Source organism: Herbidospora sp. NBRC 101105 (genome assembly GCF_030269205.1).
Classification (GTDB): Bacteria; Actinomycetota; Actinomycetes; order Streptosporangiales; family Streptosporangiaceae; genus Herbidospora; species Herbidospora solisilvae.
Genome location: NZ_BSSX01000002.1, coordinates 1 through 13,439, shown reverse-complemented (window position 1 = coordinate 13,439; position 13,439 = coordinate 1). Strand labels below are relative to the sequence as shown.

Below are 13,439 nucleotides of genomic sequence, written 5' to 3'. Positions count from 1 at the left end.
GGGCCGTTTCGCCGCCCGGTGCCAGGTCGCTGCCGTCTTGACGTCAGACGTCATACGAATTAGCTTCCCCCTGACTCGGAGTGAAAGAAGGTAAAAGCGTGAAGTTGTGCCGGTTGGGGAGTCCGGGCGGTGAACGGCCCTGTGCCGTCGACGCCGAGGGGAACGTCTTCGACCTGTCGTCGCTGACGGCGGACATCGACGGCGGGTTCCTCGCCGGCGGGGGGATCGAGCGGGTGCGCGCCGCCCTCGCGGCCGGGGAGCTGCCGCCCGCCGCGTCCGGTCAGCGGGTCGGCCCGCCGGTCGCACGGCCGGGGAAGATCGTCTGCATCGGGCTGAACTACTCCGACCACGCCGAGGAGACCAAGGCGGCCGTCCCCCTGGAGCCGGTCGTCTTCATGAAGGCGCCCAACACGGTGGTCGGGCCCGACGACGAGGTGCTGGTGCCGCGCGGCAGCGTGAAGACCGACTACGAGGTCGAGCTGGCGGTCGTCATCGGGGCGACGGCCCGCTACCTCGCCTCTCCGGAGGAGGCGGCCGGGGTCATCGCCGGCTACACGATCGTCAACGACGTCTCCGAGCGGGAGTTCCAGCTTGAGCGCGGCGGTCAGTGGGACAAGGGCAAGTCGTGCGAGACGTTCAACCCGCTGGGGCCGTGGCTGGTCACGCCCGACGAGGTCGGCGATCCGCAGGCGCTCGGCGTGCGCCTGTGGGTGAACGGGGAACTGCGCCAGAACGGCAGCACGAAGAACCAGATCTTCGGCGTCCACCATGTGATCTGGTATCTCAGCCAGTTCATGGTCCTGGAGCCGGGTGACGTGGTGAACACCGGCACCCCGGCGGGCGTGGCCCTGGGCCGGGGGCCGGAGGCCTACCTGCGGCCCGGAGACGTCGTCGAGGTCGAGATCGACGGCCTGGGACGCCAGCGTCAGCGGATGGGGCAGGCATGAGCGGCGACTTCGACGGCCTCGTCGCGATCGTCACCGGCGGCGCGTCCGGCATCGGCCGCGCGGTGGCCGAGGAGCTGACCGCCCGGGGCGCGAAGGTGGCGGTCCTGGACCTGTCCGGCACCGAGTTCGTCTGCGACGTGACCGACGACGCGGCCGTCCGGCGCGCGGTCGCGGCGGTCGCCGACCGCTACGGCCGGATCGACGTGCTGGTCAACAACGCCGGCATCGGCGCGCAGGGCACGGTCGCCGACAACGACGACGCCGAGTGGCTGCGGGTCCTGGACCTCAACGTGCTGGGCATCGTCCGGATGAGCCGGGCCGCGCTGCCCCACCTGCGGAACTCGCCGAGCGCGGCGATCGTGAACGTCTGCTCCATCGCCGCCACGGCCGGGCTGCCCCAGCGGGCCCTCTACTCGGCCTCCAAGGGGGCCGTGCTCGCGCTGACCCGGGCGATGGCGGCCGACCACGTGCGCGAGGGCGTGCGGGTCAACTGCGTCACGCCGGGCACCGTCGACACCCCCTGGGTGGGCCGCCTGCTGGACGCCGCCCCCGATCCCGAGGCCGAGCGGGCGGCGCTGCGCGCCCGGCAGCCGCACGGGCGCCTGGTCGCCGCCGAGGAGGTGGCGCACGCCGTCGCCTACCTGGCCGGACCGGCGTCGGGGTCGACGGTCGGCATCGAACTGCCCGTCGACGGCGGGATGGCCGGCCTCCGCCTGCGGCCGGCGACGTCATGAGCGGCCTGCTCGTCGACCTGGCCTACGGCACGGACGGGCTGCTGGTGAACCTGCCCGCCGACCGCACCACCGTGATCACGCCGGTCGCCCGGCCCCCGGTGCCCGACGAGGCGGCCGAGGTGCTCAGGGCGCTGCGCGAACCGGTCGCGGGCCCGCCGCTGCGCGACCGGGTGCGGCGCGGCCAGACGGTGGCGATCTCGGCCTGCGACTACACCCGGCCGCAGCCCCGGCACCTGATGATCCCCGCGATCCTGGCCGAGCTCGACGGGCTCGTGTCGCTCGACGACGTGGTGATCCTGGTGGCCACCGGCACCCACCGCGGCAACACCCCCGAGGAACTGCGCGCCATGTTCGGCGACGCCGTCGTCGACGCCGTGCGCATCGTCAACCACGACTCGCGCGACGCGGCGTCGCTGCGCTGGATGGGCCGGTTCGGCAAGGACGTGCCGGTCTGGCTCAACCGCGAGTGGGTCGATGCCGACGTGCGCATCACCACGGGGTTCGTCGAGCCGCACTTCTTCGCCGGTTTCTCCGGCGGCCCCAAGCTGGTCGCCCCCGGGCTCGCCGCCTTGGAGACCGTGCTCACCCTGCATGACGCGGCCCGCATCGGCGACCCCCGCGCGACGTGGGGGATCACCGAGGGCAACCCCGTCCACGACGACGTCCGGGCCATCGCGGCGGGCACCGGCGTCACCTTCTCCCTCGACGTCGTGCTCAACCGGGAACAGAAGATCGTCCAGGCCTTCGGCGGCGACCTCGCGCCGATGCACTCCGCCGCCATGGCCGCCGCCCGCGCGGCCGCGATGCGGCCCGTGCCGTCGGCCTTCGACGTGGTCGTCACGACCAACGCCGGGTTCCCGCTCGACCAGAACCTCTACCAGGCGGTCAAGGGCATGAGCGCCGCCGCGCAGATCGTGCGGCCGGGGGGCGTCGTCATCTGCGCGGCCGAATGCCGTGACGGCTTCCCCGACCACGGCTCCTACCGGGAGACGCTGACCGGCGCGGCCTCGCCCGACGCGCTGTTCGAGGAGATCTCCGCCCGCACGGAGACGGTGCCCGACCAGTGGCAGGTGCAGATCCAGGCGCGCATCCAGCGGCACGCGCGGGTCATCGTGCACACCTCCCATCTGAGCGACGCCGACCTGGCCGCCGCCCACCTGGAGCAGACCCACGACATCGCGGCCACCGTCCGGGACCTTCCCGGGAGCGTGTGCGTGCTGCCCGAGGGGCCCATGACGATCCCCTACCTGGCGGGGGAGTAGCGATGGACATCGGGTACGCGCGGGTCGACCTCGACAGGGAGCGGCGGCAGGGCCTGCCCGAGATCGTCTACGGGCCGGGCAAGCAGGCCGGCGAGATCGCCGGGATCGTGAAGGTGCTGCTCGACCGGAACGACGGTCCCGTCCTGGTGACCCGGGTCGGGCCGGACACCGCCGGGCAGGTCCTCGCCGTCGTGCCCGGCGGCCGGTACGACGACGCGGCCCGGCTGCTGGTGTGGCGGTCGGCCCTGCTCCTCGGGTTCGGCGTGGCCGTGGTGACGGCCGGCACCGCCGACGGGCCGGTCGCCGCCGAGGCGGCGGCCGTGGCGAACGCGCTCGGCCTGGAGACCACGGTGATCCGGGACGTCGGGGTGGCCGGCATCCACCGGGTCCTGGCCGAGGTCGAGCGGCTCCGCGAGGCCGACTGCGTGATCGTGGTCGCCGGGATGGAGGGAGCGCTGGCGAGCGTGGTCGGCGGGCTGGTGGAGACGCCGGTCATCGCCGTGCCCACCTCCGTCGGCTACGGCGCCGCCCTGGAGGGCGTGACGGCGCTGCTGGCCATGCTGACCTCCTGCGCCGCCGGCATCACGGTGGTCAACATCGACTCGGGCTTCGGCGCGGCGCTGGCCGCCTACCGGCTCACCAGGCGGCGGTCGTGATCCTCCATCTCAACCCGTTCACCGGCCTGGCCGGCGACATGCTGCTCGGGGCCCTGCTGTCGGCGGGCGCCTCCGTGGACGTCGTCCGCCAGGCCGTCGCCCGGACCGGCCTGACCGGATGGCGGCTGGAGGCCGAGAACGTCCGCACCGGCGCGCTCATGGCCGTCCGCGTGCGGGTCGAGGTCGACGACGACGCGACCGAGCGCCCGGCCTCGGTGCTGATCGAGATGGCCGCCCGCACCGGCCTGCCCGTCGCGGAACGCGCGCTGAGGGCCATCGCCGGGGTCGAGGCCGAGTTGCACGGCCTGCCGGCCGGCGACGTCCACCTGCACGAGCTCGGCGGGCACGACACGCTGGTCGACATCGTCGGATGCGCCGCCGCGCTGGCCGACCTGGGCGTGACCCGGGTGCACTGCGCGCCGTTGCCGCTCGGGAGCGGCAGCGTCGAGACCCGCCACGGGGTGCTGCCGGTGCCCGCCCCGGCCACCCTCGCCCTGCTCCGGGGCGCCCAGGTCCGGAGCGGCGGCGAGCACGAGGCCGTCACCCCCACCGGTGCCGCCCTGCTGCGCGCGGCGGAGACCGTCTACGGCGGGACGCCGCCCATGGAGGTGCACGCGACCGGATACGGCGCGGGCACCCGGCGGCTCCCCGACCGCCCCAACGTCGTCGTCGCCACCCTCGGGCGCCCGCTCGCCGCCGAGGACCGGCAGGTCGTCCTGTCGACCAACCTCGACGACGTGACCGGGGAGCTGCTCGGCCACGTCATCGCGCGCATGCTGGCGGCCGGCGCCGCCGACGCGTGGGTCACGCCGGCGGTCATGAAGAAGGGCCGGCCGGCCCACGTCCTGCACGTGCTCACGCCCGTCGACCTGGCCGACCACCTGGAGACGATGATGTTCTCCGAGACCGGCACGCTCGGCCTGCGCCGCAGCTGGGTCGACAAGGTCACCGTCCCCCGCGTGATCCGGACGGTCGAGCTGTACGGCCGGACCGTGCGGATGAAGGAGGGCCCCTGGGGCGTCAAGCCCGAGTACGACGACCTCGCCCGCCTGGCCGCCTCGACCGGCAAGTCGCTCGGCACGCTGACCAGGGAGGCCCTCGACGCCCTGTGAGTCATCAGTGTGACCGTCAGCCACGCTTGCGCCGTGCCGCCGCGAGGATGAGGTAGGCGCTGGCCGTCCACGTGTACGCGCGGTCGCGCAGCCCCTCGCCGGTTCGCGCGTCGAAGTTCTCCGCGAACCCCGACCTCTCGCACAGGCGGCGGAACCGGTCGCTGATCTCGTCGGCCAGCGCGACGTGCCCGGCGCGGCGCAGCCCGTCCTCGATCAGGATCGTCGAGGGCGCCCAGATGGGGCCGCGCCAGTAACCGTCGTCCTGGTAGTGCGGCGACGACGGCAGTTCCGTGGCGGGCCCGAACTCCGTCAGGTGCCGTTCGATCCGGCCGGCCAGCACCGCGCTCACCTCGGGGGGCAGCTCCTCGCCGAGGACGACCGGCATCAGGTCGAGCAGGCTGTCGCTGCTCCAGGTCCGGCCGGTGAGCGCGCCCCGGGCGACGAACCGCTCGCCCGTCCACAACTCGGCCAGCAGGGCGTTCCTCATGCGGTCGGCGGCCTCGCTCCAGCGGGCCGCCTCGGCGGGGCCGGGGGCCGTGCGGGCCAGTTCGCGCATCTGGAGCACGAGGAAGGCGGCCAGGTCGGCGGTCTCGACGACGCGCTCGGGGTCGAAGGTGGTGGCGTTGTCCCACCCGCTGTCGTTGCCGTGCTGGTAGTAGGCCAGTTCGTGGCCGGGCACCCGCCGGGCGGTCAGCCAGAAGTCCGTCCACCGCGCCAGCCGGCGGTAGGTCTCCTCCGGTTCGGGCCGCCACTGAAGCCGGCCGAGGGCCCAGCCGTGGATGGGCGGCTTGACGAAGTTGTAGAGGATCTCGGAGTGCGTCACCGAGTCGGGCAGCGCGCCGGCGCCGTCCTGGTGGTCGAAGGGCAGCCGGAACTGGTGCCACGCGAGGTCGGGCAGCCCCTCGGCCAGGGCAATGGCGTTGAAGCAGTGGTCCCAGCTCCACACCTTGTCCATCCAGTGCTTGGACATCAGCACCCCGGGACGCGTGACGAAACCCGCCGGGCGGACCGTCGCCGACCACAACACGTAGACCGCCAGCTCCGCCGCCGGGGTGGCGTCGTCGCGCCAGGGGGCCACCGCCGCGGCGAAGGCGTCGAACTCCGCGCGGGCCGCCTTCACCACCTGCTCGAACGTGTCGGCCTCGACGTAGGGGGCGCGGGCGGTCTCGTACTCCTCGACGGCGATCTCCCAGTCGCCCGACAGGGTGACCCCGCGTTCGGCGCCGCCGAGCGACTGCGCGCCCACGGGCTCGGCCGCACCGCGCAGCACGGTGATCCGGTAGCGGCGGCCGGTCTGGTAGAGCGTGAAGACGTACGACCCGTCCGCCGGCTCTTCATAGAAGTACGGGCCGCTGAACGGGGTGAGCACGGGATCGGCCGCCATCAGGCCCAGGCCGAGGCCGCGCCCCCGGATCCGCACCGTGTCGGCGTTCTCGTAGGCGAGCTCGATCCGGTCCTCGCCGTGCTCCCACAGGAGCTGCTGCGGCGTGGCGGTCAGCGCCGCCTCCGGGTCGACGACGAGCCGCAGGACGGCGTGCATCCCGGTCTGGTGCGAGACCAGGTGCACCTCGTCGGCGTACGTCTTCTCGGCGATCACCGGGGAGAAGCCGAACCAGGAGCCGCGATAGCTGAACGGGATTTCCCGTAGGGAGAACACGGAGGGGTGGCCCTTCTCCTAGAGGTCAGTCCTTCACGGCGCCGGCGGTGACCCCGGCGGCGACGTAACGCTGGGCGATGACGAGCAGGACGGCCGCCGGGATCGACGCGACCACGGCGGTGGCCATGATCGCGTTCCACTCCTGGTTGTTGTGGCCGATGTAGTGGTAGATGCCGAGCGTGATCGGCTGGTGGTCGCCGCCCTGGTCGAGGGTCGAGGCGAAGACGAAGTCCGACCACGCCCACAGGAAGGCGAACAGCGAGACGGTGACCAGGGCGTTGCGGCTGAGCGGCAGGACGATCGACCGGAAGGTCCGCACCGTGCCCGCGCCGTCGACCCGGGCCGCCTGCAGCAGCTCCTCGGGCAGGCCCGACATGAACGCGGCCAGCACGAGCACCGCGAACGGCACGGCCAGCGTGGAGTCGGCCACGATGAGCCCCGGCACGGTGTTGAGCACGCCCGCCGACAGGAAGACGGCGTAGAAGCCCATCGCCATGATGATCCCGGGGATCATCTGCGCGGTCAGCAGGAGGAAGCCCAGCACCCCGCCGCCCTTCGGCCGCAGCCTGGCCAGGGAGTACGCCGCCGGGGCCGCCACCACGAGGGTCAGCACGACGGTGCCGAGCCCGACGACCAGGCTGGTGGCGAGGTAGGGCAGCTGCTGGTCGAGCACCGCCCGGTAACCCTCCAGCGTGCCGTGCACGGGGAACCAGTTCGGCGGGTCGCGGCGCAGGTCGGCGTCCCGGGTGAAGGAGACGTTGACCATCCAGTAGACCGGGAACAACATCACGGCGGTCAGCACCAGCCCGATCGCCGTCTTCACCCGCCTCATGACGGCGCCCCCCGGTGCAGCGTCCGGATGTAGACCAGCCCGAACACCAGCGCCATGACGATGAGCAGGTTGCCCACCGCCGCCCCCGGCCCGAACGACGGCACGAGGTTGCCGAAGCCCAGCCGGTACGACCAGGTGGCGAAGGTGGTCGACGACCCGCTCGGGCCGCCCCTGGTCATGATCCAGATGATGTCGAACACCTTCAGCGTGTAGACGAGGCCGAGGAGCAGGGTGATCGCCGACACCGGCCGCAGGAGCGGGAAGGTGATGCGCCAGAACCGCTGCCGGCCGTTGGCCCCGTCGAGCGCCGCGGCCTCGTACACGGCGGCCGGGATCGCCTGGAGGCCGGAGTAGAGCACCACCAGGTTGAACGGGACGCCGATCCAGATGTTGGCGACCGTCACCGACCAGAGCGACCAGTCGGGGGAGGTCAGCCAGTTCACCGGCCCGAGCCCCAGGAAGCCGAGCGCCGCGTTGACCACGCCGGACTCGCTGTTCAGCAACCACGACCACGTCGAGGCCGACACGATCAGCGGCAGCAGCCAGGGCACCAGGAACAGCGCCCGCAGCGTCGCCGACAGCGGGAAGTTCTTCGTGAAGAACAACGCCAGGGCCAGGCCGATCGTGAACTGGAAGACCAGCGAGACCACCGTGAAGACCACGGTGTGCCAGAGCGCCGGGCCGAACGTCGGGTCGGCGAACACCTTCAGGTAGTTGCCGAACCCGGCGAACGGCGCGTCGCCCCGCACGAACGACCGCACGGTGTAGTTCCGCAGGCTCAGCTCGACGTTGCGGTAGAGCGGATAGGCGTAGAAGACCAGCAGGTAGAGGCTGACCGGGGCGAGGAACGCCCAGGCCGCCCACTGCCCCGGACGCGGCGCCCGGCGGGACGGTGCCGGAGTGGTGAGGGCCATGTGCCGGCCGTCACTGCGTGGCGCTCGCGGCGGCGCGCTGCGCCTCCGTCATCGCCTCCTGCGGCGGCTTGGACGAGCTCAGCGCCGCCTGCACGGCCCCCCACATCGGCTCGGAGATCTTCGGGTACTTGGTGCCCAGGTCGTCGCCGGTGCGCCCCTTGGCCACCTTGACGGCCTCCACCCAGACGCCGAGTTTCGCGTCGGCCGCGACCTGCCGCTGCTGCACGGCCTCGGTCGGGGCGATGTAGGAGAGCGTGGTGGTGGTCTTGAGCGAGTTCTCGCCGTTGGTCAGGCAGGCGACCAGTTTCTGCGAGGTGGCGTACCTGCCGGTGTCCTGCTGGACGGGGATGGCGACGAACTCCCCGCCGGTGGGCGCGGGCGCCGGGCCGCCGGTCCGGGCGGGGATCGGGATGACGCCGTAGGGGAAGCCGGCCTTCTCGGCGTTGGCGAGTTGCCAGGTGCCGTTCTCGGCGAAGGCGTAGTCGCCGGTGGCGAACTCCTGCCAGCTCGTGGTCTGGGTGTTGGTGATGACGGAGTTGGGGGCGTACCCCTTCTTCAGCCAGTCGGCCCAGAGCGTGACCGCCGCGACGCCTTCGGGGGAGTCGAGCTTGGTGAGGTTCGCGCCCGCGCCCCAGAACCAGGGGAGGAACTGGAAGCTGCCCTCCTCGGTGCCGATCGCGGAGAACGTGATGCCCTTGCCGCCCGACTTCGTCACCTTCTCCAGCGCCGCCGTGAGCGTGGCCCAGTCGGTGACCGAGGCCGGGTCGACGCCCGCCTTGTCCAGCACGTCCTTGTTGTAGTAGAGCGCCAGGGTGTTGGCGCCGATCGGGACGCCGAAGGTCTCGCCGCCGCTCTGACCGGCCCCCAGGAGGTTGGGCGAGACGGCCGAGACGTCGAGCCGGTTCTCCGCGGTCGTGGTCAGCACGCCGGCCTCGGCCAGGGTGGAGACGACCGGGTTGTCGACGATCAGCACGTCGGGCGAGTTGCCCTGCTGCGCGGCCAGCAGCGCCTTGTTGGTCAGGTCGCTGGTGTCGTAGCCGGTGCGCTCGACCCCGACGCCCGCCTGGGCGCCGCACGCCTCCAGCAGGCGCACCCACTCGGAGCCCGTGTCGTACTGCGGATAGGGATCCCAGATCGTGTACGCCGCCGCGGCCGTGGCCGAGGGGGCCTCCTCCACGGCGGAGGGGGTGGAGCAGGCGGCCAGCAGGGCGAGTGCGAGGCCGGTGGCGAGCCGGCCGGACGCGGAAGATCTCATCGGGGGGTGACCTCCCTTGGTCGAACCGATTCGACGAATCGGTTCGACCGAAGATAAGCGGGTTCCTCGTGGACGTCAATGGGGGTCGCCGAGCCGAATTGTGGAACGATTCGACTACGATGCTCGAATGAACATCGGGGAGATCGCCAAGAGGGCGGGAGTGTCCCGCAGCACCGTGTCCTACGCCCTCACGGGCCGCCGCCCGGTCTCGCCCGAGACCAAACAGCGCATCCTGGCGGTGATCGACGAGCTGGGATACCGCCCCAACGCGGCGGCGCGCGCCCTCAAGGAGGGCCGCACCCGCACCATCGGCCTCGTCATCCCGCCCGCCAGCACCCGCCTGACCGACATGCAGCTCGGCTTCGTGGCCAGCGTCGTCGACGCCGCCGCGCGCGCCGACCTCGACGTGCTGCTGTCGCCCTCGGGAGGCGAGCACGACCGCTCCTTCGAGCGCGTGGTCACCGGTCAGCGCGTCGACGGCGTGATCGTCATGGAGATACGGCTCGAAGACGACCGGGTCGCCCGGCTGATGGCCAGCGGCCTGCCGTTCGTCGGCATCGGCCGCACCCGCGACCCCGACGGCATGTCATGGGTCGACCTCGACTACGAGACGCTCATCGCCCGGTGCGTCCACCACCTCGCCGACCTCGGCCACCGTGACATCGCCCTGGTCAACCGCAGCGCCGAACTGGTGGCGGCCGGATACGGCCCGGGGCACCGCGCGCGGGCCGGCTTCGACCGGGCGCTCGCCGAGCGCGGCCTGCGCGGCGTGGCCGTCTGCTGCGCCGACGACGCCCAGGCCGGTCAGGCCTGCACCGAACACCTGCTCGCCGAGCACCCGGAGCTGACGGCGATCGCCACCGTCAACGAGGCGGCGGCGGCCGGGGTCTACCACGCGCTCGCCCGGACGGGCCGCGAGGTGCCCCGCGACTTCTCGATCGTGGGCGTCGCCGCCCGGCACTGGGCGGAGAACCTCCATCCGCCGCTCACCGCGGCCGACGTGCCCGCCGTCGAGCTGGGCGCGCACGCCGTCGACCTGCTGCTGGGGCGGATCGCCGATCCGGCCGCCCCCCACCGCCATCTGCTGCTCGCGCCGCCGATCTCGCTGCGCGCCACGACCGGCCCGGCCCGGCCGTAACCGCGAATCGATTCGTTTCACCCCTCCGTCACTCCGTTGACATCGTGTCGTAACGCGACCTAATCTGCGGTCGAATCGATTCGCTACCCAGCCCTCGCGTGAGATCACCTCGCCCCCAGGAGTAGCCCGATGCGTACCCGAATACGATCCGTGATCGCCGCCTGCGCCCTGGCCGTCACCGGACTGGTCGTGCCCGCCGCCCCCGCCCTCGCGGCCGACGAGGCCATCACCGTCAACTTCGCCAGCACGGGCGCGAGCCCCACGTACCGCGCCTCCGGCTGGATCTACGGCATGACCGAGAACGGCACCGGCCCGGCCGACCACTTCTACCGCGACGTCAAGTTCCGCGCCATGCGCGCCGGCGGCGCCCAGCTCCCCAGCGGCGGCTGGGTGTCGGGCGGGTACGACCGCCGCTGGAACTCCACGCTGGCCCAGGCCCGCCGCACCATCGCCCTCGGCGGCCAGTTCATCCTGCTCCCGCACGACCTGTGGGGCGCCGACGGCGCGGGCATCTCCCGCTTCCCCGGCGACAACGGCGACTGGACCGACTACGACAACTTCCTGACGCGCGTCATCGACGACGTGCGGGCCGCGGGCATCACCGTGCAATGGGACCTGTGGAACGAGCCGAACATCACCCTGTTCTGGAACCGGCCCCAGTCCCAGTACTTCGAGTTGTGGCGCCGCAGCTACCAGCGGGTCCGCGCCGCGTTCCCCGGTCACCTGATCGTCGGGCCGAGCTGCGCGTGCGTCCCGTCCACCTCGCACGCCTTCTGGAACGCCTACCTCGACTTCATCAAGGCCAACAACGTGGTGCCGGACATCATCAGCTGGCACTCGCTGCCGGGCGACCCCGTCGCCAACGTGGCCGCCGCCAACACGACCCTGAACTCGCGCGGCATCCCGCACCCGAGGCCCTACCAGATCAACGAGTACGGCGCCCCCGACGAGCAGAACCCCGCCGACGGCGCCTGGTACATCTCCCGGCTGGAACGCGCGGGCGCCGACGGCCTGCGCGCCCACTGGGGCGGCGGCGGCAACCTGCACAACGACATCGCCAACCTGCTCATCCGCAACAGCGCCGGGCAGCACCAGCCCAAGGGCGAGTGGTGGGTCTACCGTTTCTACGCGTCCCAGACCGGGCAGAGCGTGGCGGTCACGCCGAGCAGCTCCTACGACGCCTACGCCACGAAGGACACCGGCACGGCCAAGGTGCTGGTCGGCGGCGGGCGCACCACCGGCAACCTCGCCGTCACCCTCCAGCGGCTCGACACCACCAGCGGGATCGTGCAGAACAACCAGGTGCGCGCGATCGTGCAGCGCATCCCGAACAACAACGGCGGCGCCGTGCAGGGGCCGGTCACCATCTCCAACTCCGTCGTCACCCTGTCGGGCAACGCGGTCACGCTCAACCTGCCCAACACCGCGATCGCCGACGCCCTGACCGTCACCCTCGTGCCGCCGTCGGACGGGAGCTTCACCTCGGTCGCGGTGGCCCAGCACTCCCAGCAGTGCCTCGACAACCCGAACTCCTCGACCGCCAACGGCACCGTCCAGCAGCAGTTCTACTGCGAGGGCGGCGACCAGCAGCTCTGGAACTTCGTCCCGGTGAGCGGCGTCGCCAACACCTACACGGTCGTCAACCGGCAGAGCGGCAAGTGCCTCGACGTCAACGGGGTCTCCACCGCCGACGGGGCGGCCGTCATCCAGTGGACCTGCACCAGCGGCGCGCAGAACCAGCAGTTCACGCTCCGCAAGGTGACCTACGGCGGCAACGACGCGCACGACTACCAGCTCCTCGCCCGGCACAGCGGCAAGTGCGTGGACGTGAGCACGATCTCCACCGCGCCACGCGCGGCCGTCCACCAGTGGACGTGCGTCGCGGCGGGGCAGGGCAGTCCGCTGAACCAGACCTGGCGACTCTGGGGACGCTGACCGGCCCGCGCGAGGCCCTGCCACCCCGGGGGCGGCAGGGCCTCGTCGTGTCATACGGAGGCGATGGTCCACTGGTTGTTCGTGTTGGTGTTCGGCGCCCACATGCAGACGGTCGACCCGGCGGTGGCGTTGCCCATGCCGTCCAGGGCGGTGCCGGTGCCGCGGTTGATGATCTGGTGGCGGCCGTTGCTCGCGGCGGCCAGCCGCCATTGCTGGTTGTTGCTGCCGGTCCAGGCGGCCTGGCGGGCGTTGGCGCCGTTGGCGGTGTTGCCCCAGCTGTCGATGACCATGCCGTTGGTGCGGTTGACGATCCGGTACCAGCCGCCGCCCAGGTCGACCAGCTGCCACTGCAGGTTGGTCGAGCCGTCGTAGTTCCACTGCTTGACCACCGAGCCGGAGGCGACGTTGCCGCCGCTGTCCAGCACCAGCCCGGTGGTGCCGTTGACGATCCGCACATACGAGGTCGGCTGCTGCGGGGTGCCGGTTCCGGTCAGCCGGTAGGTGCGCCCGGCCTGCCCGGTGAGCGAGACCAGGTCGGATTCGGGTTTGGTGAAGGTGACCGCCGTGCCCGTCTCGGCGTCCACGACCTGGACGGTGCCGGTGAAGACGGTGTTGCGGACGCGGGCGGTGCCGGCCCGGTCGAAGCGGACCAGGATCTCGGTCGCGCGGCCCGAGGTCCAGGTGGTGGCGACGGTGTAGCCGCCCCGCCCGCGCAGGCCGGTGAATTTGCCGCTGGGCCAGGCCGAGGGGAGTGCCGGCAGGACGTGGAGTTCGCCGTTGTGGGATTGGAGGAGCATTTCGGCGATGCCGGAGGTGGCGCCGAAGTTGCCGTCGATCTGGAAGGGCGGGTGCAGGTCGAACATGTTCGGCGCGAGGCGGGCGGTGGTGACCAGCAGGCGGAGCAGGGTGTGGGCGCGGGCGCCTTCTTCCATCCGCGCCCAGTAGTTGATCTTCCAGGCGAGGGACCAGCCGGTGCCGTCGTCGCCGCGTAGTTCCA

12 protein-coding genes are annotated in these 13,439 nt (G+C 72.1%); 7 read left to right on the top strand and 5 right to left on the bottom strand.

Features of this window, described 5'->3' with window-relative positions:
- Positions 1-98: 98 nt before the first annotated feature.
- Genes QSK34_RS09150 through larC form a run of 5 tightly spaced genes read left to right on the top strand, consistent with a single transcriptional unit; the run spans position 99 to position 4,711 of the window.
- Positions 99-947: a fumarylacetoacetate hydrolase family protein gene (locus QSK34_RS09150; protein WP_285582121.1), complete on the top strand. Its 849-nt coding sequence runs from the start codon at positions 99-101 to the stop codon at positions 945-947.
- Entirely contained in the window at positions 944-1,681 is a 738-nt protein-coding gene (locus QSK34_RS09145; protein ID WP_285582119.1) for an SDR family NAD(P)-dependent oxidoreductase, read from the top strand. Before QSK34_RS09150 ends, QSK34_RS09145 begins: the two co-directional genes overlap by 4 nt.
- Complete coding sequence (gene larA, locus QSK34_RS09140) at positions 1,678-2,943, top strand: nickel-dependent lactate racemase (RefSeq protein WP_285582117.1); 1,266 nt, start codon at positions 1,678-1,680, stop codon at positions 2,941-2,943. The genes QSK34_RS09145 and larA overlap by 4 nt, the downstream gene beginning before the upstream one ends.
- Before the next feature lie 2 nt (positions 2,944-2,945).
- A complete protein-coding gene (gene larB, locus QSK34_RS09135) occupies positions 2,946-3,599 on the top strand; it encodes a nickel pincer cofactor biosynthesis protein LarB (RefSeq protein ID WP_285582115.1) in 654 nt (217 codons plus the stop codon).
- The gene (gene larC / locus QSK34_RS09130) at positions 3,596-4,711 is read left to right on the top strand and encodes a nickel pincer cofactor biosynthesis protein LarC (RefSeq protein ID WP_285582113.1); all 1,116 of its coding nucleotides are present in this window, start codon (positions 3,596-3,598) and stop codon (positions 4,709-4,711) included. Before larB ends, larC begins: the two co-directional genes overlap by 4 nt.
- Positions 4,712-4,727: 16 nt before the next feature.
- On the opposite strand, the gene QSK34_RS09125 is transcribed toward larC, so the two are convergent.
- The 4 genes from QSK34_RS09125 to QSK34_RS09110 are packed head-to-tail and all read right to left on the bottom strand — an operon-like array spanning position 4,728 to position 9,369.
- The gene (locus QSK34_RS09125) at positions 4,728-6,368 is read right to left on the bottom strand and encodes an amylo-alpha-1,6-glucosidase (RefSeq protein WP_285582110.1); all 1,641 of its coding nucleotides are present in this window, start codon (positions 6,366-6,368) and stop codon (positions 4,728-4,730) included.
- A gap of 25 nt (positions 6,369-6,393) precedes the next feature.
- Positions 6,394-7,200: a carbohydrate ABC transporter permease gene (locus QSK34_RS09120; protein ID WP_285582108.1), complete on the bottom strand. Its 807-nt coding sequence runs from the start codon at positions 7,198-7,200 to the stop codon at positions 6,394-6,396.
- Positions 7,197-8,114 (bottom strand): carbohydrate ABC transporter permease, encoded by a 918-nt coding sequence (locus QSK34_RS09115; RefSeq protein ID WP_285582106.1) that lies wholly within the window; start codon positions 8,112-8,114, stop codon positions 7,197-7,199. Before QSK34_RS09115 ends, QSK34_RS09120 begins: the two co-directional genes overlap by 4 nt.
- Positions 8,115-8,124: 10 nt before the next feature.
- Complete coding sequence (locus tag QSK34_RS09110) at positions 8,125-9,369, bottom strand: sugar ABC transporter substrate-binding protein (protein WP_285582104.1); 1,245 nt, start codon at positions 9,367-9,369, stop codon at positions 8,125-8,127.
- A 127-nt stretch (positions 9,370-9,496) separates the two neighbouring features.
- On the opposite strand from QSK34_RS09110, the gene QSK34_RS09105 reads away from it, so the two are divergent.
- Positions 9,497-10,507, top strand: coding sequence for a LacI family DNA-binding transcriptional regulator (locus tag QSK34_RS09105; protein WP_285582102.1), 1,011 nt, complete (start codon positions 9,497-9,499; stop codon positions 10,505-10,507).
- Positions 10,508-10,636: 129 nt separating this feature from the next.
- Positions 10,637-12,442, top strand: coding sequence for an RICIN domain-containing protein (locus tag QSK34_RS09100; RefSeq protein WP_285582100.1), 1,806 nt, complete (start codon positions 10,637-10,639; stop codon positions 12,440-12,442).
- 50 nt (positions 12,443-12,492) lie between these two features.
- On the opposite strand, the gene QSK34_RS09095 is transcribed toward QSK34_RS09100, so the two are convergent.
- On the bottom strand, positions 12,493-13,439 hold a 947-nt coding region (locus QSK34_RS09095), incomplete at its 5' end, for an RICIN domain-containing protein (RefSeq protein ID WP_285582098.1).